The following is a 24822-nucleotide window of genomic DNA, read 5'->3' as shown; positions in this document are numbered from 1 at the left end:
GTTTTCCCCCCCCGGGGCGGGCGGGGGTGTTACCCCCCCCCCCCCCCCCCGGGGGGGGCCCGGGGGGGCCCCCCCCGCCCGCGGGGCCCCCCCGGGCCCCGGGCCGGGGCTGCGGCCGGGGCTGCGGTCAGGGCGGGGCCGCGTGCCGCCTCGCCGCCCAACCCGCCGGAGCGGCGTTTGTCGTGACGAGGCTCGCCATGGCGGCGCTTGCCGTGGCGACGCTTGCAACAGTGAGGCTTGCAACAGTGAGGCTTGCAACAGTGAGGCTTGCAACAGTGAGGCTTGCAACAGTGAGGCTTGCCGTAGCGGCGCTAGATGTGCGAGCGACGTTATTGCTAGCGGGGATCGCCCTGGTAGCGGTGCTAGCATCTGCGGGATGTCCACACACGAGCGCCGCGAGCGCGAGCGGGAGCGACGCCATCGGCTGATCGTGACGGTCGCTCGCGAGCTGGCCGAGGCCGAGGGGTGGGAGGCGGTCACGACGCGCCGTCTCGCCGAGCGTATCGAATACAGCCAGCCGGTCCTCTACAGCCACTTCGCGGGCAAGGACGCCATCGTGGCGGCCGTCGCCCTGGAGGGCTTCGCCGAGCTCACCGCCGAGCTGGGCAAGGCCCGCGCGGCGGCCGCCGGCCCGCGCGAGGCGCTCGCCGCCCTCATCCACGCCTACGCCGGCTTCGCCGGCCTGAACCCGTCGCTGTACGACGCCATGCTCACCCTCGCCGTCGACCTGCCCTTCGGCCGTCCCGACACGCCCGCCCCGCTCCAGGCCGTCTTCGCCGAGTTCCGCGAGGCGATCGCCGCCTTCGCCGGCGGCCGCGACACCGGCGTCCTGGCCGAGGTCGCCTGGGGTTCCGTCCATGGGCTCGTCACCCTCACCCGCAGTGGCCGCCTTCCGGCCGGCCACCACGAGCGGCGGCTGGCGATGCTGATCGACCAGCTCGCCGCGTCCGCCGACCGGCGGTAGCCCTCGGCGTCCTCCTCGCGTACGTGTCTCCTGACGGGTTCGCGGGCTCCGGTCCTCAGGAGGGGCGAACTTTATCCCTGAATGAAATAGATACGGCATTGCCTGCTGATTCGCCGGTCCGTAGCATCCGTCCCATGTCCATCACACGTGAGTTCGCCTACGCATCGCCCTCGCGTCCCGCTGACGGCGAGTGCGTGTGGTATCGCTCCAAGGGCGATCTCTACGACCTGATTCGTACGGGCAGCGACGGGGATTTTCGATATCACATCTTCCATGCCCGCGACGGCCGCTACCTCCAGGCCTTCGCCTCCTGGCAGGACGGCCTGGAGTGGATCAGGGAGCGTGTCGAGGGCGAGTAACGCGGTCTCGCTCCCAGGTGCGCCGAACGCGAAGCTCGGTCTCCTGTGGAAAGTCGTCAAGGTGAGCAAGGAAAGCGCGGTCTCGCTCCCAGGTGCGTCGAACGCGGAGCCCCCGGGCGCCTTCCCGCGGGCACGGACTCCACGGCCGGTGCCCGCCGGGACGCGGCTCAGGGCACCAGGCGCAGCGCCGGGCGCTGGTCGGGCAGGTCGAGCAACTCGCGTACCCGGGAGACGGGCCAGGCCAGCTGGGTGGCGAGGCGCGCCATGGTGAGGCCGGTCTCCGAGACGGCCAGGTCGAAGGCCCTGCGCAGCAGCACGGGCTGCTCGCCGGGATAGCCGCTGATCGGCTCGGCGGCGAAGCCCGGCTGGTCGCGCAGCGTCTTGAGCCGCTGGTAGGCGCGGCTCGCCGCCGAATCGGAGATCAGGCCGACCTCGCGGCAGCGGTACAGCAGGGAGTCGACCGACACGCCCCAGGTGTGCTTGAGCTCCACCAGCCTGCGCAGGTCGAGGCGGCCGGGCAGCTCCGGCAGGATGCTGTCGCGCGGGGTCAGGAACTCGGCGGCGAAGACGTCGGCCTCCCGCTCCTGCTGGGTGTCTCCCGACGCGGTGTCACCGTGCAGCACCAGATGCCCCAGCTCGTGGGCGGCGGTGAAGCGGTAGCGGTGGATGTCGTCGAACCGGTTGGCGGTCAGCACCACGATCGGGCGGGGCAGCTGGGAGGTGGAGAAGGCGTCCACCGTGGTGGCGTCCTCGTCGGGGGGCGGGAAGACCACGACGATCCCGTGGGCCTCCATGTGCCGGACGATGTGCGACAGCGGGCCGGTGCCCAGCCCCCAGAGCCGCCGCAGGGCGCGGGCGGCCTGCGCGGGGTCGCTGGGCAGTTCCACGCCGGAGTGGACCTCGCCGCCGGAGAATCCGGGAAGGGCGACGTGCGGCAGCCTGACCTGTCTCTCCAGGGCGTGGGCCAGCTCCCACACCTGCTCGACGAAGGCCGCGGCCTTGGCCCGCTGGTGCGCGCGGGTGGAGCGCAGGCTCCTGAAGTGCGCCATGGAGCCGTCCAGCTTGCCGTGCGGGCGGCCCAGCAGGAAGAACGCCGAAGGCACGCCGAGCGCGTCGGCCAGACGGGGGACGAGGTCGGGCCGGGGACGGGTCATGCCCGTCTCGTACTGCCCCACCGCCGCGGGGGTGACGCCGATCCGTTCGGCCAGATCCTTCTTCGTCATCCCCGCCAGCTGCCGTGCCTGGGTCAGCCGCCCCTGGTCGAACGCGTCGGCCACGGCCTGCGGGCTCGGCCCGTCGCTCCCGGGGACGCCGGGAGCGCCGAACAGAGGGGTCTGGTTACGGTTGCTCATTGTCGCCGGTGACCACGGTTTCCTCGGGTGCCTCGCTGCTTACGGGGAAGATCTTGCCATTCTTCCGCTCCACCGGGGACCTCGTGCTCAACGCGAGCGCGGGTACGAGACCGTCGTCGAAACGTGACGCGGCGCCGGGCTCCGCCGCCCACAGGTCACGGACGGCGCCGGGGGAGGTGGCGGGCAGCGGGATCGGCTCGTGGTGCAGCCACCGGATCCTGCCGAACTCGTCGATGAGCTCCGCCTCGCCCCAGTAGAGCCGCAGCAGGCCGGCCTGCGCGTTGCCCGCGTAGGCGACCGGGACCAGCCGGGTGTCGCCGGGCAGCCCGGTGAGGGCGGGACGCACCGTGGCCGGCCCGTCCGCATCGGCCGACAGGTCCAGCTCCTCCTGGGTGGACCGGGCGGGCTCCTCCGCGAGCGCCAGGTCCAGCTCCTCCTGGCGGTAGGAGGTCGCCGGGCCGAACCGGTCGAACAGCTCGCGCACCAGCGAGGAGATGCGGCCGTCACTGACGCGGGCCTCGGAGATCGGCGTACGGTCGTCCTCGGCGTAGCGGAAGGGCAGCAGCAGGTTGCCGCCCAGGACGACCAGGTGGTGCGGTGAGCCGTGCGGCCTGACCAGCTGGAACCCCGGCTCGTCGCGCAGCCCCTCGGCGATCGCCTCGTAGCGCCTGGCCATCATGGTGAAGCCGTAGGTGTATCGCTTGTCGCTGTGCCCGGAACTCTGCGCGTCCTGCGCGTTGCCCATCGCCTCCAGCAGCGACGCGGCCACCCGGCGCCGTACGACGTCGGCGCGGTCGCCGAACCGCTCGCCCGCCCAGCCCGACACCCGGTTCGTCCCCTGGCCGGGCACCTGGCCCGGCCCCGTCCGGATCGGCCCCTCCTGGGGTGAAGACGACGACCCCGCGCTCATCGGCGACCTCCGCTCAGACTTCGCTGCGCGCCGGGCGATCGTCGCCGGCACTTCATTTCCGCGCATCATACTCCCGCGAAGGCTCTAGTTGATGTTGCGTGTCCCCCGTGTCGCGGTTCGTGACGACGAGTTCCCGGCGGGGTCGCGGGAGGGCCGGGTGTGAGTGCCGGTGGCCTCGGCGGAAAGCTTCCCGTCGGAGCGGTCCATCGCGGACGGTGTTGACGCGTGCCGGGGTGAGAAGCCTCGGCCGGGCCGGTCCCGGACGGCAGGGGTGAGGGTTAGGGGTCGGGGGCGAGGAGCGGGGGGTAAATGAACTGTGAACTGTCGGTGGGACAGGCAATGATTGGTCCCATTATGGTCATCTCCCCGTCCCTTCCGTTCACTGCCACGACGTCCCCGGGTGGCGACATCGTGGTCTTCTACGTCGGCACCGAGCCTCGCATGACACCGGAGCAGGCGCTCGCGTTCGCCGACATGCTCCGTGACCTCGCGGCCGGAGTGCGGCGTCCCGTCCTGGCCGCGTCGGCCGGTGCGAACCAGCTGTCCTGACCGACTCTCCGTCTTCCCTCCGGTCGAGTCCTCGCCTGTTCCCGACGCCGGGCAGGTGAGGGTTCTCACGCGTCCGGGATCGGTTCCCGTGGCTCGCGCCTGAACCCGGAACCGGCCCCAAGCTCGGAACGGGCCCCGAGTTCACATCTGGCCCCGAATACAGAACCGGCCCGGAGTTCACATCTGGTCCCGAGTTCGGAACCGGCCCCGAGCCGACCTCGGGTTCGGAACCGGCCACGAGCCCGGAACCGGCCCCGAGTGCAGAACCGCGCGTCCCGCTCCCGGCCATGGCCCGGAGCGGGACGCGGTGGGATCCGGGCGCCGACCTCGGGCGGGGCCGGAGCACGACAGGGGTATTCACGGCAATCCCTTTCACTCTCCGTGGCCATTGCGTAACGTTCTGGCTGGCGAGGCTTCCGGAGGGCGGGCCGTCTCGCCGATTCCCCCACCGGCCACTCCGTCGCGGTCCCCGGCGTCCGATGCCCAGGGCGTTCCCGAAAGCGTCGAAGTCAGATATGGAAAGACGGAACATGCAACCCTTCGAGCTCCCCGACTTCTACCTGCCGTATCCGGCCAGGTTGAACCCCCACGTGGAGACCGCGCGCGAGCACACCAGGGCCTGGGCGTACGACATGGGCATCCTCGACCCCGGCCTCGGCATCTGGGACGAGCACAAGCTCGACGCCATGGACTACGGCCTGCTGTGCGCCTACACCCACCCCGACGCCTCGGCCCCCGAGCTCGATCTCATCACCGACTGGTACGTGTGGGTGTTCTTCTTCGACGACCACTTCCTGGAGGCCTTCAAGCGCAGCGGCGACCTGACCGGGGCCAAGCGGTATCTCGACAGGCTGGCGGCCTTCATGCCGGTGCACCCCACGGGCCCGCCCCCCGAGCCGGAGAACCCGGTGGAGCGCGGCCTCGCCGACCTGTGGGCCCGGACGATCCCGGCCATGTCCGCCGACTGGCGGGCCAGGTTCGTCGAGAGCACGAAGAACCTCCTCGACGAGTCCCTGTGGGAGCTGGCCAACATCAACGAGGGACGCGTCGCCAACCCGATCGAGTACGTCGAGATGCGGCGCAAGGTCGGGGGCGCTCCCTGGTCGGCCAACCTGGTCGAGCACGCGGCGGGCGCCGAGGTCCCGGCCGCCGTCGCCGCGAGCAGGCCGATGCGCGTGCTGAGAGACACCTTCTCCGACGCGGTGCACCTGCGCAACGACCTCTTCTCCTACGAGCGGGAGGTCGGCGACGAGGGCGAGCTCAGCAACGGCGTGCTGGTCTTCGAGCGCTTCCTGGGCTACGACACCCAGCGGGCCGCCGAGGCCGTCAACGACCTGATCACCTCCCGGCTGCACCAGTTCGAGAACACCGCCCTCACCGAGCTGCCCCCGCTCTTCGAGGAGCACGGCCTGGACCTGAGGTCCCGCCTCGACGTCCTCGCGTACGTCAAGGGGCTCCAGGACTGGCAGTCGGGCGGCCACGAGTGGCACATGCGCTCCAGCCGCTACATGAACGGGGCCGCGGGGGCGGCCCCGGCGGCCCCGGCCCTGCTCGGCGGGCCCACCGGCCTGGGCGTGTCGGCGGCGCGCGTCAGGCTGGCACCCGGCGTCACCGGCCCGGGAGGCGTCAGGAGCCACACCCACGTCCCCCTGCGGGAGGTCGGGCCGCTGCCGCTGCCCGAGATCTACATGCCGTACACCGCCCGGATGAATCCCCACCTCGACACCGCCCGCCGCAACACCGTGGAGTGGGCGCGAGAGATGGGGATGTTCGAGCAGCTCCCGGGCTTTCCGGGGCTCGCGGTCTGGACCGAGCACAAGCTCGACACCTACGACTTCGCCATCTGCGCCGGGGCCATCAATCCCGACGCCCCCGCTCCCGACCTGGACATCTCGACGTTCTGGCTCACCTGGGGGACCTACGCCGACGACTACTTCCCGGTCGTGTTCGGTTCCCGTCGTGACATGGCGGGCGCGAAGGCGTTCAACGAGCGGCTGTCGGCGTTCATGCCGCTCGACCTCTCCGCCACCCCGCCGCCGGTCAACCCGATCGAGCGGGGCCTGGCCGACCTGTGGTCCCGTACGGCGGCCCCCATGACGGAGGCCGCGCGCGCCGGGTTCCGCCGGGCCGTCGAGGACATGACGGAGAGCTGGCTGTGGGAGCTGGCCAACCACATCCAGAACCGGGTCCCCGACCCGGTCGACTACATCGAGATGCGCCGTAAGACCTTCGGCTCCGACCTCACGATGAGCCTGTCGCGGCTGGCCCACGGCCAGACGGTGCCGCCCGAGATCTACGCCACCCGGACGATGCGCGGCCTGGACGACTCGGCCGCCGATTACGCCTGCCTGGTCAACGACCTCTGCTCGTACCAGAAGGAGATCCAGTTCGAGGGCGAGCTGCACAACTGCGTCCTGGTGGTCCAGGACTTCCTGAACTGCGACGCGCGGCAGGCCGCCGACATCGTCAACGACCTGATGACGTCCCGGATGCGGCAGTTCGAGCACATCGTCGCCACCGAGCTCCCGGCCCTCCTCGACGACTACGACCTCGACGGGGAGGCCAGGCAGGCGCTCGACGGATACGTGAGGGAGCTGCAGGACTGGATGGCCGGAGTGCTGCTGTGGCACATGAAGACGCGCCGCTACGACGAGTCCGAGCTGCACCACCCGCCCGCGACGACCCGCCCGGTCGGCGGCCCCGCCGGTCTCGGCACCGCGGCCGCGCGCGTCGGATCGCCGCTCCGGGCGGTGCCGGCCTCGCTTCCCTGACGCGGGCGGTGCCGGCCTCGCTTCCCTGACGCGGGCGGTGCCGGCCTCGCTTCCCTGACGCGGGCGAGGCAGGCGCGGTCGGGGGCGGGGGCCGAAGGGGCGAGGGGGTGAGAGGCCGTCTCTGCCGACCGGCTCATCGGCCTTCCGGAAGATCGCGCCTGCCCGCTCGCCTGCCGTTCGCCTGCCCGCTTGCTCTCACTGCGCGCCTGCCCGCTGTGCCCGCCGCGCGCCTGCTCGCCTGTCCGCCTGTCCGCCTGTCCGCCTGTGCGGTCAGCGCGTGCGCCGCGACCTGAAATCGTACCTGCGCGGCCTCGCCCGCCTCGTCGCCTGCCTCTCCGGTTCTGTCCCCGCGTCCGCTTCCGGCTCCGTGTCCGGTTCCGCCTGCGCCGGTGGCTCCGACTTGATCTCGGGGATCGCCGGTGCGGTGACGACCTCCGTACGCGGCTCGCCGACGGGTCGCCGCGTGGTCAGGTCGATGACCGTGCCGTGATGGCTGGTCGCGGCGTGCGAGGCGGCGAACAGCAGGAGCACGTTCACCAGCTTCAGGAACAGCAGCATGCCCACCGCGCCCGCGACGACCTGGTAGGCCGGGCTCGCCGAGCTGAAGTTGAGATAGACCTGCCCGATCGTCTTGAGCAGTTCCAGCCCGATGGTGATGACCAGGGCAGGTCCGATGACCCGCCGTGGCGACAGGCGCAGCCGAGGAGCCAGCGTCAGCAACGCCGTCGACAGCAGGAGGTTCACGCAGATGCCGAGCACGAAGGCGACCGTGGACAGCGCCCACTGCGCCGGTAGCGCGTCGACCCCGATCGTGTGCTCGGCCAGCCAGGTCAGCGCGGTCTGGGCGCCGAAGGACAGGGTGAGCGAGATCGACAGCAGCAGGCCGAGGGTGACCAGCACGGCCAGGTCGATCAGCCACCGGAGGAAGAAGTTGCCCGGATACTGCTCCAGGCCCCAGACCGCCCGCATGGAGGAGCGCATCGAGTCGACCCAGAACAGGCCGGTCAGCGGCAGTCCGAACGAGGCGATCACTCCGGCCGTGTCCCGCGCGTCGCGCAGTGCCTGCACGTCCAGCCTCGGGAAGGTGTCGCTCAGGTACCCCTCCACCTGGCCGAGCGCGGCGGGCGTGTCCAGCACGTGTCCCATGATCACGAAGGCCAGCAGGGCGAGCGCGAAGATGGCGTAGAACGCGTAGTAGGTCATTCCCGCGGAGAGGCGGCCCGCGTCGGTGCGGTCGTAGTGGACGGCGGCCCGGACGAGATGGTCGAACCAGCCGCATCGATCCCGTGCCGAGGCCCATGCTCCGACGAACCCGCTGGTCCACCGGTTCGCCCCAGGGGTGGCCTCCATGACGGCGCACTCTACCCCTAAGCGGGTGTTTCACCGCTTGCGGACGGCGGACCTTGGTGAAATCCGGAGCGACGCGGTTCGTTTCCCGAGGATGGGCGAGCGGCCGGCTCCGGCCCGATCCACAACGGGCCGACAAAGATGTCGTTCTGCCGTAGCGCGAGACACGATTGACCGTATAGAAATGCGTCACCACTTCGTTTAAGACTTGACGTAAGCGTGACGGCGGCGAGAGAGCGCTCTCTGTCGTTCGTCGGTTACCTCTGCCCGTGGGGACGGGCGACGTCGTCAGCCGTCCCTGACCCATCCGTTCGCGGGCGCGGACCCCGTGCCGACCGTCCGCCGGCGCCGACCCGGATCCCTCCGGGCCGGCGGACGGTCACTCCTCCCGCGTCGAGGGCACGTCCACCCTCGGCCCGCGCAGGAGCCACCACAGGAACGACGCCTGGACGAGCCCGGCGACGACGAGCGAGAGCAGATGCACACCGGAGGGAAGCACCTCCCCGGGGATCATCATCACCAGCCACGAGAGCGGCAGGGTCACCAGGATCAGCAGGACCGCCGACAGGCCCTGGTTGTTCGGCTGGCGCATGCCTATCTCGGCGAAGACGTACGCGGCGATGACGAGCAGCGCGTAGATGCCGCCGATGACGAGGGCGAGGGTGCCCCGCCTGTACCGTGAGGCGAGACGGGCCAAACCGCGAGTTGATCTCATGTCTCCGATCCTTCCCCGGGGTCGCCGTTGAGTTCTCCGTGCGAATACCTCATTCGTCCCGGTACGGATACTCAGCGGCCGATGACGAGCGGGACCGAGGGCGAGGCGCCGGACGCGATCTGGACATGACCGGTCTCGTGCGGCGATCGCCTCATCGGACCGCTCAGGGACGGAACGCGTTGAGCACCATGTGGCCGTAACGGCGCCACAGCTCGCCGTCCCACCGGTCCAGCGTGATGAGTTGCCTGATCACTCCGCACAGGACGACCCGCAGGTCCAGCACGTCGGCGTCCTCGCGGATCTGGCCGGACGGTTTGGCGGCCTCGACGAGCCGGCCGATCAGTTCCAGGAGGCGGCCGGCGGGGACGAGCCTGCCCTCGAAGAACGCGGCGGCGAGCCCCCGGTTCCTGGTGAGGTGTTCGAGCAGGTCGGGAATGTAGTCGCACAGTTCACGGTAGGCGTCGTCGCTGCCGAGCGCGGCGAGCGTGCGTTCCTCCAGCTCCTGGAACTGCTCCTGTACGAGCGCGACGACCAGGTCGTCCTTGCTGGGGTAGCTCCGGTACACGGTCGCCCGGCCGACCCCCGCTCGTTCCGCCACCTGGGGGATCGTCATCCGCGGGCCGTGCCGGGCGAAGAGTTCCCGGGCGGCCGCGATCACCTTCTCGTGGTTGCGGCGGGCGTCCAGACGCCGATGGGAGCCGTGCGGCTCGATCGGCGGCCGGATGATGTCGGGCGAGGTCATGGGATCAGTGTGCCCCGGCGCTGTCGCGGTGCTCGTGCGGGGCACCGGCCGAGCCGGGCCGGGCGGTGCCGGGGGCGTCGGCCGGTACGGGCTCACCGGCGCCGTACACCTCGGTGATCTCGATGTCCAGCACGGTGCAGACCCGGCTGAACGACCAGTAGTAGCCGGCTACCTGGAGGACCTCCACGATCTCGCGCTCGGTGAGGAGCCGCCGTACCCGGTCGAAGAGCTCGTCGGACACGGTGGGGCCCTGCACCACCTCGGCGGTGAAGCGGATGAGGGTCCGGTCGAAGGCCGGCAGCTCGGGACTGTCGAGCTCCCTGCCGCGGATGAGTTCCCGGGTGCGCCCGTCGACGCCCGCCGCCTCCGACATCGGCCGGTGCTGGGCCGCGACGAACTCGCACCCGGCGTACTCGGCCACGGTCAGGATCACGAGTTCCCGCGCGCGGGCCGGAAGCTCCAGCGACCCGAACTGCGCCTGCGCGAGCTGGATGAACGGTTTCACGGTGCCGGTCGAGTGGGTCAGCATCTTGACCAGCGGGTCCGGCGGCAGGAAGGCGAGGAAGTCGCGTACGTCGTCCGGGATGGTCTTCGGATCGGGATCGGTGAGACGGGGCATGTTCTTCTCCGATCAGGTCGGGCCGGGGCTGGTTCGATCAGGCCGGTCGGCGGGTTTGGTCCGGGGCGACGGAGAATCCCGTCTCGCTGAGTTCCCGGAAGCGGCCGTCCTCGGCGAAGGAGCCGAAGACGGAGACCTCCCGCCGGTGAGTGGAGCCGTCCACCATGGTGATCTCGAAGACGTGCCGCTCGGCGTAGGCGGAGCCGTCCCGGAGCTCGTCGAGCACGGTCACCGTGCCGCTGACGATCCGGCTCCGGGTGCCCGCCACCATCTCGACGAACTCGGCGCGGTCGATCGACGTCCCGTCACTGCGATGGGTGTAGCCGGGGGCGTAGTACTTGTCGAGAGCCTCGTCCAGCTCAAGCCTGGGCTCGAAGACCAGTTCCCGGAGGGCTTCGCTGATACGCGCGTGGTTCATCCCTCGGAACTCCTTCCGCGTGGTGGCGTCGCCTGCGCGGCGGCGCGACATTTAAACGGACTCGCAGGTCCGGTTAGTTGTAGACCGTACCGGACCCCCGAGTCCGTTTTATGCGGATTTGGGGGATAGTGGCCATCGTCATATCGCTGGTGACGACGACTCCCAGGGCTTCGGGGGCGCTACGGGAGTGTGTGGATCGTTCGGGCTCGGATCCCGTATCAGACGGCTTCGCGTGCGAGTGCCACGGTCTCTCACGGGGATCCTCTTTGCACGGGGACGGCGTGGGATGGCCGCCGGCCGGGTTCGCGGCGGTGGCTCAGGCCGCCGCCCTCCACCGGGTGGTCGCGTTCCGCTCGGCGAAGCGCCACCGTCCGTCGCGACGCTCGAAACGGTCGAGGTAGCGGCCGCTGAGGACGGGCCGCCGGGGGGTGCCGGACACGGTCCGGTACAGGGTCCAGTACGCGTGGCCGACGGCCGTACCGGCTTCCTCGTCGATCTCGATCACGATGTTGGTGATCTCGTGGGTGGTCGTGGAACGGCCGTCCTCCCCGACCTCGACGATGCCGCGGGCGGCGGTCTCCATCTCCTCGCGGCCGTGTGCCGACATGCCGTCAAGGGTGAAGACGGCGTCGGCGTAAAGGTCGCCGAGCCCGGCGAAGTCGGCGTCGTCGTTCCGGTACGCGTAGGACGAGATCAGGTTCTCGATCTCTCGTTCACTCGACACTGCGGCCTGCTTCTCTGTGGGGCTGGACATGACTGTTCTTTCTGGGAGGAGGTCTCTTCCTGGAAGGAGGGCGCGACGGCGTGCCCGGGGCGGGCGCGCGTCGCGTACCGTTCGGTGGTCACCGGGCCATGGGGGTCACGCCGAGGGCACCGCTGCCGGTGGCGTCTATCACCTGGCCGTTGATCCAGCGGGCGTCGTCGGAGGCGAGGAAGGCGATGATGTCGCCGATGTCGTCCGGTTGCCCGACCCGGCCCCGGACGCCCTGGGAGGCGGCCCACGCCTTGGCCGCCGGGTCGGCGAACCAGGCGTTCATCTCGGTGTCGGTGAAGCCCGGCGCGACGGCGTTGACGGTGATCTCACGGTCGCCCAGGTGCCAGGCGAGGGTGAGGGTGAGGGTGTTGATCGCGCCCTTCGTCATGGTGTACATGGTGGCCATCGGGCTGGCGAGGTAGGCGCCGGCCGATGAGAGGTTGATGATCCGGCCGCCGTCGCGCAGGCGGCTCAGGCCGTGCTGGACGAGGAACAGGGGCGCCTTGACGTTGACCGCGAACAGCCGGTCGAAGTCCTCCTCCGCGACCTCGTTCACGTCGCCGTAGACGACCACCCCGGCGTTGTTGACCAGGATGTCCACTCCGTCGGCGTGCTCGTCGAACGCCGTCCACAGGGCCTCCGCCGCATGGGGGGCCGCCAGATCCGCCCGCAGGAGGAACGCCGAGCCGCCGTCGGCCTCGATGGAGGCGACGGTGTCCCTGGCGGCCTGCTCGTTCGTGCCGTAGTGCACGGCCACCCGCGCTCCGTCCCTGGCCAGCCGCTGTGCGGTGTACCGGCCGATGCCCCGGCTGGCGCCCGTCACCAGTGCCGTCTTCCCGGTGAGACCGGACATGTTCATCACTCCTCTTCGCTGTCCCTGCGCGTACGACAGCGATCGCTGTCGTACGTCATGACAGTGCCTGCTGTCGTATGCTTTGTCAAGGCGATGCGAACCCGAGGGAGAGAGCATGCGTACCTGGGCCGCGGACGACCCGAAGGCGGGTCTCATGGAGCGCAAACGCGAAGTGATCCTCAAGGCCGCGCTGGAGGCCTTCCTCGAGGACGGCTACGCGGGCAGCTCGGTGAACCGGATCGCCGAGAGCGCCGGAGTGTCCATCAAGACGCTGTACCGGCACTTCGACAACAAGGACGACCTGTTCGTCGCGGTGATCCAGACCGCCTGCGTGGCCAATCCGGGAGCCGAGGAGCCGCCCTGGCTGGACCTGCCTCCCCTGGAGGGCCTCACCCAGGCGGGCGGTCATCACCTGCCGTTCGTCCTCTCCGCGGAGCAGCTCGCGCTCTACCGCGTCGTGACCCGGGAGGCCCCGCGCTTTCCCGAGCTCGGGAAGCGCTACCGGAGCGATGTCATCGGCAACCAGCTCGCCCAGCTCACCCGCTACTTCGACCGCTGGCCGGACAGCCTGCGTACCAAGATCCGGGACCCCCTGCGGGGCGCGCGGACCTTCGCCGCGCTGCTGCAGGCCGACCTCGTCGAGACAGCCCTCCTCGGCGGCCCGACCCCCGGTCCGGACGAGCTGTGGACCCGCGCGCACGACGCGGCGGCCGGCCTGCTGGCCCTGATCGAGGCCGACCTCATCTGAGCCCGGCGGCGGATCTCCTTCCAGTGGCCACGGCCTGTGGCATGGGGCCCGGCTTTCGCGTGACCGGGTCGGCGCCGGGACGCGCCGGTGTCAGCCGGGCAGCCACTGCGCCGTGGGCCACGACTCCCGGCGCCACGCGCTGTCCCAGAACATCCACTCGTACTCCGTGGCCTGGACGAACGCCTCGGCCATGGCCGTGCGGGTCGCGCCGTCCGCCGTGGCCGCCAGCCGGTCGGTGATCTCCCTGGCCTGCTCGACCGACTTGGCGAAGTCCGGATCGGCATAGGTGGAGATCCACGCCCGGTAAGGGTGGTCGGCCATGTCGCGGGTCTGCTTCAGAAGCGCCGCGCCGACGTCCTGGTAGACCCAGAAACACGGCAGGACGGCGGCCACGAGCACCGGGTACGGCGCGGAGAGCGCGGTGGCCTGCAGGAAGGAGGAGTAGCCCAGGCAGGTGGGCGAGGTCCGGATCTCCGAGAGATCGGCGGCGGTCAGACCGTACTCCTCGATGTAGCCCTCGTGCAGGGTCCGCTCCGCGTCCAGCGCGGCGTGCGCGCTGCGCGACCAGAACGCGGCCTCCTGGGAGTCGTCGGCCCGCACCGAGGCGGTGGCGAGCGCCTTGGAGAACGCCCCGAGATACCTGGCGTCCTGCACGATGTAGAAGGCGAACCGCCGCCGGTCGAGGGTGCCCTCGCCGAGCGCGGTGTTGAAGGGGTGCCGATGGATGGCTCGTAGCAGTGCGGCCGAACGTGCCCAGACCTCGTCGCAGAACATGACGTCCCTTCGCTAGTTCGAACTAGATCAGGTTCGACGGGTGTGCTCTCAGCCCCAGATCTTCCGGGGCACCCCGCGTCATGATCGAGAGTAACAGCCCGCTCGCCCGCCTGACAGGCCAGGTGATCTTCATCGGAGGGCCGGTTCGCACCTGGCGCCGTGTTCGTTCGCATCGCCCGAAAGTGAAACGGCCGGGTCAGCGGTGCCCGCCGTACAAAGAGACCCGCTCGTCCTTGTCGTGGTCCACCTTCTCCGCCAGGAAGAGGTCGCGCCGCCATGGCTCGTGAGCGATGTTGACGGTCCATTGCTCGTAGTACCACTGGGTGCTGTATCCGCTGAAGCGGAAGTTGGCCCGGTAACGCGCGCGCTCTCCTGGGTGGAGCAGGAACACCCGGCTGGGATGGCGGTTGGTCGGGTACGCGGCCCATACCGGGGTTCGCTCCACTTCGACCGCCGCTTCGGACAGCCGGAACCGCAGCCCGTCGAGCCGCGCCGGGAATGAATGACCGTTGACCACGCCGGTGGGTGCGTACCTGTTTTGTTCGTCGGCGAGGAGATCATGGACGATCAGCGGCGCGTCGGGCATCGGCGGCAGCTCGAACGCCGATGGGATCTCGCGTCGACGCGTGGCCTCCTCGGCGCCACGCGCCTGCTTGGTCCACCGGATCACGATCCGCTGCACGATCACCACGTCGTCCTCCATCGTGTCTGTCCGGCAAGCATGGATGATCTTTCCTGGCCACCAGCGGCGACACGCGCTTGGCCATTGACACGGAGGTCGACGGTTTTCGGTTGGGTTATGACTGTCGGCTTCACAGCCCAACCTGACATCGTGGGGGACGCAGATGTGTCGTCCGCGTCTGCGAGCAGGTCACGCACGTTCACCGACAGCTCTTCGATACCCACGCTGCCGAGGTAGGACGAGCCCTTGGGCAGGGCGTCCCACTCCTCCGGCAGCCTGCGGGACTGGGCCGGGATCCAGCAAGGGGCACAGCCTCACCGTGGCGACCGGTTCTGTCTACGCGGAGTCCACAGCGTCGTTCGAGCCAGCCTCGGCCGCTCGGCTCCCACCATGTGCGGGGAGCCGGTCAGGGTGCCACGGCATCCACTTCCGCTCAATCTCCGCCTCCAGATCGACCCCGTGATGTCGCGCCATGAGCAGGACCTGGGACAGGACATCCGCGAGCTCAGATCGAAAGTTCGACTCCAGCTCCTCCGGAGAGCAGCCCTTGTCCCTGGCCTGTCCGGAGCGCATGAGGAACGCCTGCGTCAGCTCACCGACTTCTTCCTGAAGCTTCAGCAGGAACCAGGTGTCATCCCGGATGATCCCGTGCTTGAGAGCGTAGGTGCTCGATACGGCTTCGACCTCGTCGGTGAGCTGCCTCAAGTCCATGCCGGGAGTGTAGGAGACGGGTCCGACAACGAGGTCCGGAGCAGATACCTGCAGCCGCATGAGGGGCTCGGGCCCTGGACAAGCGAAAGACCAGGTCAGCGCGTGGATGACCTGGTCTTGATCGCGCACCCTGCAGGATTCGAACCTGCGACCGTCGGATTAGAAGTCCGGTGCTCTGTCCAGCTGAGCTAAGGGTGCTCCCGCTCAATTGTGCATGATCCAGGGAGTGCCCACGTATCGGTTTTGGGTCGGTGTCGTAAGGATCACTCTGTGGATCTCCCGCTTCCCGGGGGGAGCGATCGCTCACCCGCTCCGGCTCGGGTGGGTGAGGGCCGTTCGGAAGAGGGGAACCGGGGCGGAGGGCGAGGTTTCTGGGCCGCTGACCTGGTCGGTCTTCCGTCGGGCGCGGCGGGGGTGGGCGGGGTGTTCGGAAGCGCGGGGGCTGGGAGTCCGGGCGGGGGCGGGCGGGGTGTTAGGAAGCGCGGGGGCCGGAGGTCTGGGAGGGGGAGGGTGGGGGCGGGAGGGTTTTTAGGGGGCCTGTCCGGCGGGGGCGGTGTGCCCGAATCGTTCTCCTGGGGAGGCGGGGCGGTCTAGGCTCGTATGCCATGTTCGTCACCACGATCCAAGAGGAGATTCCCCTTCTGGGCGGTGATGTTACCGACGGGGTGGTGCGGGTCGGGGACACCGTCCGGCGGCCCAGCAGGGCTTCCACGGAGTCGGTGCACGCGCTTCTGCTCCACCTGGAGCGTTCCGGGTTCGAGGGTGCTCCCCGGGCGCTGGGGGTGGACGAGCGGGGCAGGGAGGTCCTGAGCTACGTCGAGGGGGAGTCCGCGGCCAGGCCGCTGCCTCCGTACGCGCTCACCGGGGAGACGCTGGGCGCGCTGGCGCGGCTGTTGCGGGGGTTCCACGACGCGGCGGAGGGGTTCGTCCCGCCTCGGGGGGCCGTCTGGGAGGCCGGGTCCAACGACGACGCGGTCCCCGAGCTGGTCGGGCACTGTGACGTCAACCTCGACAATGTGATCTTCCGCGACGGGCGTCCCGCCGCGCTGATCGACTTCGACATGGCCCGGCCGACGACCCGGCTGTTCGACGTGGTGACCACGCTGCGCCACTGGGCGCCGATCGCCGACCCCATCGATCTGGAACCGCTCCAGCGCCGCCTCGACGTCGGTCCCCGGCTCCGGCTGTTCTGCGACGCGTACGGGCTGGTGCCCCGGGACCGCCGCCGGCTGCTGGATCTCGCCCGGCTCCGCTTCGACCGCTCCTATCACGCGATGCGGGCCAAGGCCGAGGCGCAGGGCAACGGCGGCGGGTGGGCCCGGATGTGGGCCGGTGGGGCGGGGGAGCGCATCCGGCGGGCCCGGGTGTGGCTGGAGACCCACCAGGATGAGCTCCATGAGCATCTCGTCTAGGCGGCGGAAGACCAGGGGCAGGGGAGTGGCCGAGGGGGTGGGGATGCTCGCCGGGGTCGCGATCGACGCCGTGCTCGCCGACCCCCGGCGCGGGCATCCGGTCGCGCTGTTCGGCACCGCCGCCGCCGGGGTGGAGCGGCGGGTGTACGGGGACGGCCGGGCCCGGGGCGTCCTGCACGTGGTCCTGTGCGTCGTACCGGTGGCGCTGCTCGGCCACCTCGCGACCCGGTCGCGCAACCCGGTGGTACGGGCGGCGCTGAGCGCGGCGGCGACGTGGGCGGTGATCGGCGGTACGACGCTGGGCCGCGAGGGCGTGGCCATGGCCGGGTTCCTGGAGGACGGGGATCTCGCGGGGGCGCGGGGGCGGCTGTCGCACCTGTGCGGGCGCGACCCGTCCGGGCTGGCGGAGTCCGGGCTCGCCAGGGCCACCGTCGAGTCGATCGCGGAGAACACCTCCGACGCGGTGGTGGCGCCGCTGTTCTGGGGGGCGGTGGCCGGGGTGCCCGGCCTGCTCGCGTACCGGGCCGTCAACACGCTGGACGCGATGGTCGGCCACCGGAACGCCCGCTACGAGCGCTTCGGGTGGGCCGCGGCCCGCCTCGACGACGTCGCCAACTTCGTGCCCGCCCGGATCACCGGGCTGCTCGCCGCGCTCGGCGCCCCCCTGGTGGGGGGTTCGGCGCGGCGGGCGGCGGCGGTGCTGCGCAGGGACGGCCACCGCCACCCCAGTCCCAACGCGGGCCGCTGCGAGGCCGCCTTCGCGGGCGCGCTGGACCTCACGCTGGGCGGGGTCAACGTGTACGGCACCCGCGTGGAGCACCGGCCGGAGATGGGCGACGGGCCCGCGCCCTCGGTCGCGGACATCCGCAGGTCGGTACGGCTGGCGCGGGCGGTGGGCCTCGGGGCCGCGGCCCTCGCGGTCCTGGCCGTCCTGCGACGCCGGTAGGCCGGGGAAAGCCGTAGGCCGGGGGGACCGGCACGGGGCCTCGCCGGGAGGCCGGGTGGGCGGGGTGGACGCCGGGGCGGCATGCTGGTCGGCATGATGATTGATTCCCCCCGAGAGATGCCTGCGTTCGGTGTGGCGTTCGTCGCTCCTGCGGCCGGGGTGAAGGCGTGAAGGGGGCGCTGCTGGTCGCGGGGACGACCTCCGACGCGGGCAAGAGCGTCGTCACCGCCGGGATCTGCCGCTGGCTCGCCCGGCAGGGGGTGAGGGTCGCGCCCTACAAGGCGCAGAACATGTCGCTCAACTCCTTCGTCACCGCCGACGGCGCTGAGATCGGCCGGGCCCAGGCGATGCAGGCCGCCGCGTGCGGGCTGGAGCCCAGCGCGGACATGAACCCGATCCTGCTCAAGCCGGGCGGTGACCGGCGCAGCCAGGTCGTGGTGATGGGCAGGCCGATGGCCGAGGTCGACGCGATGGAGTACTGGGACGTCAAGGAGCGGCTCCGCCAGGTCGCCGTGGACGCGCTGGAGAGGCTGCGGGGCGCGTACGACGTGGTGGTCTGCGAGGGGGCGGGCAGCCCGGCGGAGATCAACCTGCGCAGGGGGGACATCGCGAACATGGGCCTGGCCCGTGCCGCGAACCTGCCGGTCGTCGTGGTGGGCGACATCGACAGGGGCGGGGTGTTCGCCGCGCTGTACGGGACGGTGGCGCTGCTAGAGCCCGCCGACCAGGCGCTGGTCGCCGGGTTCGTGATCAACAAGTTCCGGGGGGCGCCGGAGATCCTCGAACCGGGGCTGGACATGATCAGGGAGCTGACCGGCCGCGAGGTGTACGGGGTGCTGCCCTGGCTGGACGGCCTCTGGCTGGACGTCGAGGACTCCCTCGCCCTGGACAACCGGCCCGCGATCGGAGCGCGCGCCCCGCACGGCAGGCAGACCCTGCGGGTGGCCGTGGTGCGGCTGCCGCGGATCTCCAACTTCACCGACGTGGACGCGCTCGCCTCGGAGCCCGGGGTGACGGTCCGCTTCGTGACCTCCCCCGGCGAGCTGGACGACGCCGACCTGGTGGTGCTGCCCGGCTCCCGGGCCACGGTCTCCGACCTGGCGTGGCTCCGATCCACCGGGCTGGCCGCGGCCCTGCCGGGACGGGCGGTGCTGGGCATCTGCGGCGGCTACCAGATGCTCGCCAGGACCATCCGCGACGACGTCGAATCGGGCGCGGGCCTGGTCGAGGGGCTGGGGCTGCTGCCCGCGTCGGTGGAGTTCGCCACGGACAAGACGCTGGGCCGCCCGTCCGGCACCGCGTACGGCCACCCGGTCGCCGCGTACGAGATCCACCACGGCGTGGTCACGGCCGACGGCGGCGAGCCCTTCCTGGACGGCTGCCGCCAGGGTTCGGTGTGGGGCACCACCTGGCACGGCGCCCTGGAGAACGACGGTTTCCGCCGGGCCTTCCTCGCCGAGGTGGCCGCCGTCTCCGGCCGTGACTTCACCCCGGCGCCGGACGTGTCGTTCGCCGCGCTGCGGGAGGAGAGGCTGGACGCACTCGGCGACCTGATCGAGCGGAACGTCGACACCGGCGCGCTGCTCCGGCTGCTGGAGGGCGGGGCTCCGCGGGGGCTGCCGGTGCTGCCGCCCGGCGGGTCCTCGCGCGCGGCTCCGGACTTCTCCTCCGGTGTTCCCGCCGCCGGGTGAGGCCGCCGCCCGGCGGGGTCTCGCGCGCGGCTCCGGACTTCTCCTCCGGTGTTCCCGTCGCCGGGTGGGGGCTCGTGCGCGGCTCCGGGCCTCTCCTCCGGTGTTCCCGCCACCCGGTGGGTCCTCATACGCGGCCCCGGACTTCTCGTCGGCTGTTTCCCCCGCCGGGTAAAATCGACATTCCCCGCCGGATCCGATGGGGAGGTATGGGAGGCCGACGATGTCCCGCATCCTGGTGTTGATCTTCGTCATCGCGGTGATCGCGGTGGTGGTTCTCGGCGTGACCATGCTGGTCCGCGCATCCAGGGCCAGGGAGCGCGCGGCCGTCGCCGACAACCCCCGCGAGATCCTCAAGCGCCGCTACGCGGCCGGTGAGATCGACGAGGACGAATACCTCCGCCGCATGTCGGGCCTCTCCCAGGACTGGTAGTGACGCCTTCGTCCCAGGACTGGTAGCGACGCCTTCGCGCCCGCCGGGGCGCGGCGGGACCCGAACACGACTCCGCCGGCGGCGGTCACACCGTGGGGGCGGGGGCCGGCTGGTTCTCGGCGATCCAGGTGTCGATCTCCTCCCACTGGTCGAAGAGCCAGCGGATCTGCTCCTCGCGGTCGCGCGGCACGTCGGCGGCCTGTACCCGCCACCACTTGGCCCTGATCTGGGCGCTGAGCGGGAGTCGGGTCCAGATGTCCCCGAAGGTGACCAGGTCGTCGAGGCCGGTGTGCGCGACGAAGACCACGTCGGCCTCGGGGCAGGCCTCGATTGCGGCGATGGCCCCGTTGGGGCGGGGGGCCATCAGGTGCTCCAGCCTGCGGGCCCGCGCGGCCTCCTCCGGCAGGCCCTTCTGCTCCAGCCGCAGGATGGCCCGCCAGCGGCGCTTCGGGGTGAAGTTGCCGCCCTCCGGGAAGATCACCAGGGCGTCGTCGGCGTCCATGTCGGAGGACAGGCGGCGGATCTCGTTGAGGATGCCGCTCTCGGCGACCTTGCGGGGGACGAAGGCGTTGGGGAGGCGGTTGATCACCACGTCCAGCGAGGGGTCGAACTGCAGGGCCGCCTTCATCACGATCCTCGGGCGCCTGCCGTACCGCGCGAGAAGGTGGTAGATGAGCAGGAACGAGTCACCGGGGCCCGCGTGGCGGGACAGGACGATGACGGGACGGGTGAGGCGCCGGGAGACCTCGTCGGAAGTCGGCGGCGGCTCGTCGATCACGACGCTCAGGCGGAAGATCCGCACCGCGGCCTCGTAGATCTTGGACAGGAGCCACTGGATCAGCTCGTAGTGCCGTTCCTGGTACTCGTCGCGGCTGAGCCGGCCGCCCAGGCCGTTCGTCACCCACAGCCACAGGCAGGCGCACAGCGCCATCGACTCCAGCGTCAGCCACGCCAGCGCGAACCAGACCAGCCGGGTGCCGCGCCGCTGCGGGGGCGGCAGCCGCAGCGAGGCGGCGGTCACCACCAGCAGCCAGATCGGGAGCGTGAGCACCGCGCCGACGGTGAGCACGATGACGAGCGGGGCCAGTACCAGACGGCGGATGATGCGAGGAGGCAGCACGAGCGGCTCCTGCCTGTGTGGATGTGCGGTTGTGGTGCGCGTACGGGGGGCCGGTGTGACTCAGGTGGGCGGTGTGCCGGACATATCCCCTATATGGGGCTACCCCGATGTGGGCGTACGACGCGGTGGGGGTCACATCGGTGCGGGCGGGGGCGGCTCGGGGGACGGTCGCCGGGCCAGGTAGTCGGAAGAGGCCCGGTACGCGCGGTCAATGTATTCAGATATATGCGATAAATCCCGGTAGCGCAGCTGGGAAAGATCAATTCCCGGACGGGACTCGCCCCCGGCCGGCATGACGTGCACCTCGATGTCGTCCGGCAGGGTGGCCATCTCCTCGGTGAAGCGGTGCCGCCTGGCGATCTCGAAGGCGGTCATGCCGACCTCCCACGGGCGCCGGGGCACCACCAGGGGACGCTCGATCCTGCCCACGTGCAGCACGTAGACCCGCCGGGCGCCGAGCGCGACGGCCCGGCCGACCGGGATGCTGTGCACCAGCCCGCCGTCGAGGTAGTGGTCGTCGCCGACGCGCACCGGTGGCAGCAGCCCGGGTACGGCGCACGAGGCGAGGACCGCGTCGACCAGGGGGCCCTCGGTGAACCAGTGCGCCGCGGCGCGCTCGACGGAGGCGGCCACGCACTGGAACGGCACGGAGAGGTCCTCGATGCGCGACACCGGCAGCGTTTTGGCCAGCAGGTCGCGCAGCGGCTCGGAGGAGTGCAGGTGGGTGCCGCTCTTGGCGAGAGTGGACAGCCGGGTCACCCAGGAGCCCGCGAACGCCGTGCGGACGATGTCCGAGGCCCACAGCGTGGTCAGGCGCGCGACCGCGTCACCGGGGGCGGCGGCGAGCACGACGCCGTTCAGCGCGCCCACGGAGGTGCCGATGATCACGTCGGGCTTGATCCCCGCCTCGTCGAGCGCCCGCAGCATGCCCACCTCGTGGGCGCCGAGAACGCCCCCGCCGCCGAGTACGAAGGCAGTGTCCAGGCTCATGGGCTCACCCTAGCCCCGCCGCCGGACACGGTGCCGGGCGCGGACGGCCGGACACGGCACGGCACGGCCGGGCGCGGTACGGCCGGGCGGTTCCGGATCCGCGCAACGAAGGGGCGGCCAGCTGTCCGGGTCCGGCAATGCCACCGGCGGCGGCGAGAGGGCACGATCTGATGCATGACAGCGGTAGTGGAGACCGAGGGGCTCACCAAGTTCTACGGCGGGCGCCGGGGACTTGAGGATCTCGACCTGGAGATCCGGCCCGGGGAGGTGTTCGGGTATCTCGGCCCGAACGGCGCGGGGAAGACGACGACGATCAGGCTGCTCCTGGACGTCATCCGTCCCACCAGGGGACGGATGACGGTCCTCGGCAGGGACCCCCGGGAGGCGGGGGTGCGGAGCCGGATCGGGTACCTGCCCGGGGAGCTGGCCCTGGAGGGCAGGGAGAAGGCAGGGGAGTTCCTCGCCTTCCTCGGCGCGGTGCGCGGCGACGTGCCCAGGGGGCGGATCGAGGGGCTGGCCGAGCGGCTGGAGGCCGACCTGTCGGTGCCCATGGGCAAGCTCTCCAAGGGAAACAAGCAGAAGGTCGGGCTCATCCAGGCCTTCATGCACGAGCCGGAGTTCCTCATCCTCGACGAGCCGACCAGCGGCCTGGACCCGCTGGTGCAGCAGGAGTTCCTGGCGATGGTCCGCGAGGTCCGCGCCTCGGGCCGTACCGTGCTGATGTCCTCCCACGTGCTGGCCGAGGTCGAGGACGTCTCCGACCGGGTCGGCATCGTGCGCGGCGGCAGGCTGGTCGCGGTGGAGGACATCGCCGCGCTCAGGGAGAAGGCGGTGCGCCGGGTGGAGTTCCACTTCGACGCCCCGGTGCCGCGCGAGGCGTTCGAGGACCTGCCCGGCGTACGGGACCTGCGGGTGGAGGGGGCCGGGCTGCGCTGCACCATCGACGGTCGCCCGGACGCGCTGGTCAAGGCGGCGGCGAGGTTCACCGTGGTGCACATGGTCAGCGCCGAGCCCGACCTGGAAGAGATCTTCCTGACCTACTACAGCCATGGCGAGGAGGAGGCGCGCGATGCCCACGCTGGTGTCGAAAAGTCTGCGTGACTACCGGCGGGCGCTGCTCGGCTGGACCGTCGGGATCAGCGCGTTCTTCACGCTGTACCTGGCTTATTACCCGACCATCCGGAGCAATCCCGACCTCTACGGGGACGTGGCGCTGACCAAGTTCCCCGGGGCCATGCGCGACCTCATGGGCGGCCTGGAGAACGGCTTCACCAGCGGCTCCGGGTTCCTGCAGACGCTGGTCTACCAGCTGTTCGGGCCGCTGCTGTTCATCATGTGCGCGGCGGTGGTCGGCAACCGGGCGATCGCCCAGCCCGAGGAGTCCGGCACGCTGGAGCTGGTCCTGACCCTGCCGATCGACCGCAGGCGGCTGGTCCTGGAGCGCTTCGCCGCCCTGGCCCTCGCGCTGCTCGGCGTGGCGGCGGTCACCTTCCTCGTCCTGCTGGGCCTGGTGACGGCCGTCGACCTGGGCGTCCCCGCGGACAGGATCCTCGCCGGTCACCTCGGCATCTTCCTGCTCGCCCTCTTCTTCGGCACGCTCTCCCTGACGGTCGGCGCCGCGACGGGGCGGCGAGGAGTCGCCCTGGCGGTGGTCGGGGTGGTCGCCGTGGCCGGGTACGTGGTCGAGACCATGGGCAAGGACGTGGACGGGCTGTCCTGGCTGCGCTGGATCTCGCCGTTCCACTACTACCTCGACGGGCGGCCACTCCAGCTGGGGTTCCCGGCGTGGGACTATCTCGTGCTGGCCGGGGCGACCGCCGCGCTGCTCCTGATCGCGATGCCGGCCTTTGACAGGCGTGACGTGGGAGTCTGATGGACGAGCTGCTCGGCGGCCATCTCCGGATGTTGCGGGAGGCGGCCGCCACCGGCAGGCTGCCCGGCCGGGCCGAGCTCGACGACTGCCGCGCCGCCGGCGCGCTGGCCGCCGAGCGGGGCGCCTCCGTGCGGGCCCTGGTCGAGGCCGCCCTGGCCATGGCCGAGTCGGTGCGCCCCACTCCCCTCCCGGCCCTGCGGCGTACGGTCTCGGCCCTGATGGAGGGGTACGAGAACGCCCAGCGGTCGGCGCTGCGCCAGGAGGAGGCGGCGCGCAGGGAGTTCGTCGACGACCTGCTCCAGGGGCGGGCCGACAGGCTCGCCGAGCGGGCCGAGCACTTCGGGCTCCGCCTGGCCGAGACGTACGTGGTCGCCGTCGCGCGCCCCGCCGGGGCCGCCACGGTCGTGGCTCCGGGGAACGGCGGGTCCGAGGGAAGTGGTTTCGAGGGGGACGGCGGGCTCGCGGGGGAGGCCGAGGGGACGGCCCGGCGGATCGAGGACGCGCTGGTCGCCCGGTTCGGCTCGCACAACGTGCTGGTCGCGGTCCGCGACGGGATGCTCGTGTGCGTCGCGCCGGGCAGCCTCACCGTCGCGAACGGCGAGTTCACCCACCACGTGCGCCAGGCGTTCGCGCCCGGCTGGCGGGTCGGGCTCGGCCGGGCGCACCGGGGCCCCGGCGGGGTGGTCACCTCCTACCGGGAGGGCGCCAACGCCATCGAGCTCGGTGACCGGCTGGGACTGCGGGCCCCCGTGCTCAAGGCCGCGGACCTGCTGGTGTTCCCGGTGCTGCTGCGCGACCGCGCGGCCATCGAGGACCTGGTGACGAGCGTGCTCAGCCCGCTGCTGGAGGCGCGCGGCGGTCCCGAGCCGCTGCTCGCCACGCTGGAGGCCATCTTCGCCTCCCAGGGCAACCAGACCGCCGCCGCGCGCAGGCTCGGCGTCAGCACCCGGGCGGTGACCTACCGGCTGGAGCGGATCCGCCGCCTCACCGGGTTCTCGCCGGACGACTCCACCCAGCGTTTCACCCTGGAGACGGCGGTCCTGGGCGCCCGCCTCCTGGACTGGCCCGCCCACCCGCTGCGCTGACCGGCCT

26 protein-coding genes, 1 tRNA gene and 1 riboswitch are annotated in these 24822 nt (G+C 71.2%); of the genes, 12 read left to right on the top strand and 15 right to left on the bottom strand.

The window, feature by feature from the left end:
* Positions 1-376 precede the first annotated feature (376 nt).
* Positions 377-964, top strand: coding sequence for a TetR/AcrR family transcriptional regulator (locus ACFYWM_RS17435; RefSeq protein ID WP_389915546.1), 588 nt, complete (start codon positions 377-379; stop codon positions 962-964).
* Between the two features lie 134 nt (positions 965-1098).
* Positions 1099-1323 (top strand): hypothetical protein, encoded by a 225-nt coding sequence (locus tag ACFYWM_RS17430; protein WP_389915543.1) that lies wholly within the window; start codon positions 1099-1101, stop codon positions 1321-1323.
* A gap of 167 nt (positions 1324-1490) precedes the next feature.
* Here the strand turns inward: ACFYWM_RS17430 and ACFYWM_RS17425 are convergent, their stop codons facing one another.
* Both ACFYWM_RS17425 and ACFYWM_RS17420 read right to left on the bottom strand, forming a co-directional pair.
* Complete coding sequence (locus ACFYWM_RS17425) at positions 1491-2675, bottom strand: helix-turn-helix domain-containing protein (protein WP_389915540.1); 1185 nt, start codon at positions 2673-2675, stop codon at positions 1491-1493.
* Positions 2662-3585, bottom strand: a complete 924-nt coding sequence (locus ACFYWM_RS17420; protein ID WP_389915537.1) for a hypothetical protein — start codon at positions 3583-3585, stop codon at positions 2662-2664. The genes ACFYWM_RS17425 and ACFYWM_RS17420 overlap by 14 nt, the downstream gene beginning before the upstream one ends.
* Before the next feature lie 339 nt (positions 3586-3924).
* Between ACFYWM_RS17420 and ACFYWM_RS17415 the strand changes: the two genes are divergently transcribed.
* The gene (locus tag ACFYWM_RS17415; RefSeq protein WP_389915534.1) at positions 3925-4134 is read left to right on the top strand and encodes a hypothetical protein; all 210 of its coding nucleotides are present in this window, start codon (positions 3925-3927) and stop codon (positions 4132-4134) included.
* Positions 4135-4664: 530 nt separating this feature from the next.
* Positions 4665-6905: a family 2 encapsulin nanocompartment cargo protein terpene cyclase gene (locus ACFYWM_RS17410; protein WP_389915532.1), complete on the top strand. Its 2241-nt coding sequence runs from the start codon at positions 4665-4667 to the stop codon at positions 6903-6905.
* Positions 6906-7175: 270 nt separating this feature from the next.
* On the opposite strand, the gene ACFYWM_RS17405 is transcribed toward ACFYWM_RS17410, so the two are convergent.
* From ACFYWM_RS17405 to ACFYWM_RS17375, 7 genes are all read right to left on the bottom strand, one after another.
* Complete coding sequence (locus ACFYWM_RS17405) at positions 7176-8255, bottom strand: YihY/virulence factor BrkB family protein (RefSeq protein ID WP_389915529.1); 1080 nt, start codon at positions 8253-8255, stop codon at positions 7176-7178.
* Between the two features lie 376 nt (positions 8256-8631).
* Complete coding sequence (locus tag ACFYWM_RS17400; protein ID WP_389915526.1) at positions 8632-8967, bottom strand: SCO4225 family membrane protein; 336 nt, start codon at positions 8965-8967, stop codon at positions 8632-8634.
* Between the two features lie 163 nt (positions 8968-9130).
* Positions 9131-9709, bottom strand: coding sequence for a TetR/AcrR family transcriptional regulator (locus ACFYWM_RS17395; protein ID WP_389915523.1), 579 nt, complete (start codon positions 9707-9709; stop codon positions 9131-9133).
* Between the two features lie 4 nt (positions 9710-9713).
* Entirely contained in the window at positions 9714-10328 is a 615-nt protein-coding gene (locus ACFYWM_RS17390; protein ID WP_389915521.1) for a carboxymuconolactone decarboxylase family protein, read from the bottom strand.
* A 37-nt stretch (positions 10329-10365) separates the two neighbouring features.
* Positions 10366-10746: a hypothetical protein gene (locus ACFYWM_RS17385; RefSeq protein ID WP_389915518.1), complete on the bottom strand. Its 381-nt coding sequence runs from the start codon at positions 10744-10746 to the stop codon at positions 10366-10368.
* A gap of 316 nt (positions 10747-11062) precedes the next feature.
* On the bottom strand, positions 11063-11500 hold the full coding sequence (locus ACFYWM_RS17380; RefSeq protein ID WP_389915515.1) for a nuclear transport factor 2 family protein: 438 nt from the start codon (positions 11498-11500) through the stop codon (positions 11063-11065).
* Between the two features lie 88 nt (positions 11501-11588).
* Positions 11589-12353 carry an SDR family oxidoreductase gene (locus tag ACFYWM_RS17375; RefSeq protein ID WP_389915512.1) on the bottom strand — a complete coding sequence of 255 codons (765 nt, stop codon included), beginning with the start codon at positions 12351-12353 and terminating at the stop codon, positions 11589-11591.
* Between the two features lie 115 nt (positions 12354-12468).
* Between ACFYWM_RS17375 and ACFYWM_RS17370 the strand changes: the two genes are divergently transcribed.
* A complete protein-coding gene (locus tag ACFYWM_RS17370) occupies positions 12469-13101 on the top strand; it encodes a TetR/AcrR family transcriptional regulator (RefSeq protein ID WP_389915509.1) in 633 nt (210 codons plus the stop codon).
* Positions 13102-13191: 90 nt separating this feature from the next.
* Here the strand turns inward: ACFYWM_RS17370 and ACFYWM_RS17365 are convergent, their stop codons facing one another.
* The 4 genes from ACFYWM_RS17365 to ACFYWM_RS17350 all read right to left on the bottom strand — a co-directional run bounded on the left by ACFYWM_RS17365 (position 13192) and on the right by ACFYWM_RS17350 (position 15466).
* A complete protein-coding gene (locus ACFYWM_RS17365; RefSeq protein ID WP_389915506.1) occupies positions 13192-13875 on the bottom strand; it encodes a TenA family protein in 684 nt (227 codons plus the stop codon).
* Positions 13863-13961, bottom strand: a riboswitch (TPP riboswitch). It overlaps the preceding gene by 13 nt.
* A gap of 110 nt (positions 13962-14071) precedes the next feature.
* Positions 14072-14566 (bottom strand): hypothetical protein, encoded by a 495-nt coding sequence (locus tag ACFYWM_RS17360; RefSeq protein WP_389915503.1) that lies wholly within the window; start codon positions 14564-14566, stop codon positions 14072-14074.
* A 327-nt stretch (positions 14567-14893) separates the two neighbouring features.
* Positions 14894-15268, bottom strand: a complete 375-nt coding sequence (locus ACFYWM_RS17355) for a MazG nucleotide pyrophosphohydrolase domain-containing protein (RefSeq protein WP_389915500.1) — start codon at positions 15266-15268, stop codon at positions 14894-14896.
* A 124-nt stretch (positions 15269-15392) separates the two neighbouring features.
* A tRNA-Arg gene (locus ACFYWM_RS17350) sits at positions 15393-15466 on the bottom strand.
* A 407-nt stretch (positions 15467-15873) separates the two neighbouring features.
* Here ACFYWM_RS17350 and ACFYWM_RS17345 point away from each other — a divergent pair.
* The 4 genes from ACFYWM_RS17345 (at position 15874) to ACFYWM_RS17330 (ending at position 19747) form a co-directional block, all read left to right on the top strand.
* A complete protein-coding gene (locus tag ACFYWM_RS17345; RefSeq protein WP_389915497.1) occupies positions 15874-16680 on the top strand; it encodes a phosphotransferase enzyme family protein in 807 nt (268 codons plus the stop codon).
* A complete protein-coding gene (locus ACFYWM_RS17340) occupies positions 16664-17626 on the top strand; it encodes a cobalamin biosynthesis protein (protein WP_389915495.1) in 963 nt (320 codons plus the stop codon). Before ACFYWM_RS17345 ends, ACFYWM_RS17340 begins: the two co-directional genes overlap by 17 nt.
* Before the next feature lie 167 nt (positions 17627-17793).
* The gene (locus tag ACFYWM_RS17335) at positions 17794-19317 is read left to right on the top strand and encodes a cobyric acid synthase (RefSeq protein WP_389915492.1); all 1524 of its coding nucleotides are present in this window, start codon (positions 17794-17796) and stop codon (positions 19315-19317) included.
* A 220-nt stretch (positions 19318-19537) separates the two neighbouring features.
* A complete protein-coding gene (locus ACFYWM_RS17330) occupies positions 19538-19747 on the top strand; it encodes an SHOCT domain-containing protein (protein ID WP_389915489.1) in 210 nt (69 codons plus the stop codon).
* Between the two features lie 85 nt (positions 19748-19832).
* Here ACFYWM_RS17330 and ACFYWM_RS17325 read toward each other — a convergent pair whose 3' ends face one another.
* Positions 19833-20867, bottom strand: coding sequence for a 1-acyl-sn-glycerol-3-phosphate acyltransferase (locus tag ACFYWM_RS17325; protein ID WP_389915487.1), 1035 nt, complete (start codon positions 20865-20867; stop codon positions 19833-19835).
* A gap of 132 nt (positions 20868-20999) precedes the next feature.
* A complete protein-coding gene (locus ACFYWM_RS17320; RefSeq protein ID WP_389915483.1) occupies positions 21000-21857 on the bottom strand; it encodes a patatin-like phospholipase family protein in 858 nt (285 codons plus the stop codon).
* A gap of 174 nt (positions 21858-22031) precedes the next feature.
* Between ACFYWM_RS17320 and ACFYWM_RS17315 the strand changes: the two genes are divergently transcribed.
* Genes ACFYWM_RS17315 through ACFYWM_RS17305 form a run of 3 tightly spaced genes read left to right on the top strand, consistent with a single transcriptional unit; the run spans position 22032 to position 24815 of the window.
* Complete coding sequence (locus tag ACFYWM_RS17315; protein WP_389915481.1) at positions 22032-22958, top strand: ATP-binding cassette domain-containing protein; 927 nt, start codon at positions 22032-22034, stop codon at positions 22956-22958.
* Positions 22927-23730, top strand: a complete 804-nt coding sequence (locus ACFYWM_RS17310) for an ABC transporter permease (RefSeq protein ID WP_389915479.1) — start codon at positions 22927-22929, stop codon at positions 23728-23730. The genes ACFYWM_RS17315 and ACFYWM_RS17310 overlap by 32 nt, the downstream gene beginning before the upstream one ends.
* The gene (locus tag ACFYWM_RS17305; RefSeq protein WP_389915476.1) at positions 23730-24815 is read left to right on the top strand and encodes a PucR family transcriptional regulator; all 1086 of its coding nucleotides are present in this window, start codon (positions 23730-23732) and stop codon (positions 24813-24815) included. The genes ACFYWM_RS17310 and ACFYWM_RS17305 overlap by 1 nt, the downstream gene beginning before the upstream one ends.
* The last annotated feature ends 7 nt before the right edge of the window (positions 24816-24822 follow it).

The sequence above is a fragment of the Streptosporangium sp. NPDC002721 genome (assembly GCF_042888905.1).
GTDB lineage: Bacteria > Actinomycetota > Actinomycetes > Streptosporangiales > Streptosporangiaceae > Streptosporangium.
This window is presented reverse-complemented; position numbering and strand designations above follow the sequence as displayed.

What these genes read in the sequence shown, in the direction of transcription:
- ACFYWM_RS17425 (WP_389915540.1), bottom strand. Translation starts at nt 2,675, where the DNA reads ATGAGCAACCGTAACCAGACCCCTCTGTTCGGCGCTCCCGGCGTCCCC.
- ACFYWM_RS17370 (WP_389915509.1), top strand. Translation starts at nt 12,469, where the DNA reads ATGCGTACCTGGGCCGCGGACGACCCGAAGGCGGGTCTCATGGAGCGC.
- ACFYWM_RS17385 (WP_389915518.1), bottom strand. Translation starts at nt 10,746, where the DNA reads ATGAACCACGCGCGTATCAGCGAAGCCCTCCGGGAACTGGTCTTCGAG.
- ACFYWM_RS17345 (WP_389915497.1), top strand. Translation starts at nt 15,874, where the DNA reads ATGTTCGTCACCACGATCCAAGAGGAGATTCCCCTTCTGGGCGGTGAT.
- ACFYWM_RS17310 (WP_389915479.1), top strand. Translation starts at nt 22,927, where the DNA reads ATGCCCACGCTGGTGTCGAAAAGTCTGCGTGACTACCGGCGGGCGCTG.
- ACFYWM_RS17390 (WP_389915521.1), bottom strand. Translation starts at nt 10,328, where the DNA reads ATGCCCCGTCTCACCGATCCCGATCCGAAGACCATCCCGGACGACGTA.
- ACFYWM_RS17415 (WP_389915534.1), top strand. Translation starts at nt 3,925, where the DNA reads ATGATTGGTCCCATTATGGTCATCTCCCCGTCCCTTCCGTTCACTGCC.
- ACFYWM_RS17435 (WP_389915546.1), top strand. Translation starts at nt 377, where the DNA reads ATGTCCACACACGAGCGCCGCGAGCGCGAGCGGGAGCGACGCCATCGG.
- ACFYWM_RS17400 (WP_389915526.1), bottom strand. Translation starts at nt 8,967, where the DNA reads ATGAGATCAACTCGCGGTTTGGCCCGTCTCGCCTCACGGTACAGGCGG.
- ACFYWM_RS17355 (WP_389915500.1), bottom strand. Translation starts at nt 15,268, where the DNA reads ATGGACTTGAGGCAGCTCACCGACGAGGTCGAAGCCGTATCGAGCACC.
- ACFYWM_RS17380 (WP_389915515.1), bottom strand. Translation starts at nt 11,500, where the DNA reads ATGTCCAGCCCCACAGAGAAGCAGGCCGCAGTGTCGAGTGAACGAGAG.
- ACFYWM_RS17330 (WP_389915489.1), top strand. Translation starts at nt 19,538, where the DNA reads ATGTCCCGCATCCTGGTGTTGATCTTCGTCATCGCGGTGATCGCGGTG.
- ACFYWM_RS17305 (WP_389915476.1), top strand. Translation starts at nt 23,730, where the DNA reads ATGGACGAGCTGCTCGGCGGCCATCTCCGGATGTTGCGGGAGGCGGCC.
- ACFYWM_RS17320 (WP_389915483.1), bottom strand. Translation starts at nt 21,857, where the DNA reads ATGAGCCTGGACACTGCCTTCGTACTCGGCGGCGGGGGCGTTCTCGGC.
- ACFYWM_RS17430 (WP_389915543.1), top strand. Translation starts at nt 1,099, where the DNA reads ATGTCCATCACACGTGAGTTCGCCTACGCATCGCCCTCGCGTCCCGCT.
- ACFYWM_RS17340 (WP_389915495.1), top strand. Translation starts at nt 16,664, where the DNA reads ATGAGCATCTCGTCTAGGCGGCGGAAGACCAGGGGCAGGGGAGTGGCC.
- ACFYWM_RS17365 (WP_389915506.1), bottom strand. Translation starts at nt 13,875, where the DNA reads ATGTTCTGCGACGAGGTCTGGGCACGTTCGGCCGCACTGCTACGAGCC.
- ACFYWM_RS17395 (WP_389915523.1), bottom strand. Translation starts at nt 9,709, where the DNA reads ATGACCTCGCCCGACATCATCCGGCCGCCGATCGAGCCGCACGGCTCC.
- ACFYWM_RS17410 (WP_389915532.1), top strand. Translation starts at nt 4,665, where the DNA reads ATGCAACCCTTCGAGCTCCCCGACTTCTACCTGCCGTATCCGGCCAGG.
- ACFYWM_RS17420 (WP_389915537.1), bottom strand. Translation starts at nt 3,585, where the DNA reads ATGAGCGCGGGGTCGTCGTCTTCACCCCAGGAGGGGCCGATCCGGACG.
- ACFYWM_RS17315 (WP_389915481.1), top strand. Translation starts at nt 22,032, where the DNA reads ATGACAGCGGTAGTGGAGACCGAGGGGCTCACCAAGTTCTACGGCGGG.
- ACFYWM_RS17375 (WP_389915512.1), bottom strand. Translation starts at nt 12,353, where the DNA reads ATGTCCGGTCTCACCGGGAAGACGGCACTGGTGACGGGCGCCAGCCGG.
- ACFYWM_RS17405 (WP_389915529.1), bottom strand. Translation starts at nt 8,255, where the DNA reads ATGGAGGCCACCCCTGGGGCGAACCGGTGGACCAGCGGGTTCGTCGGA.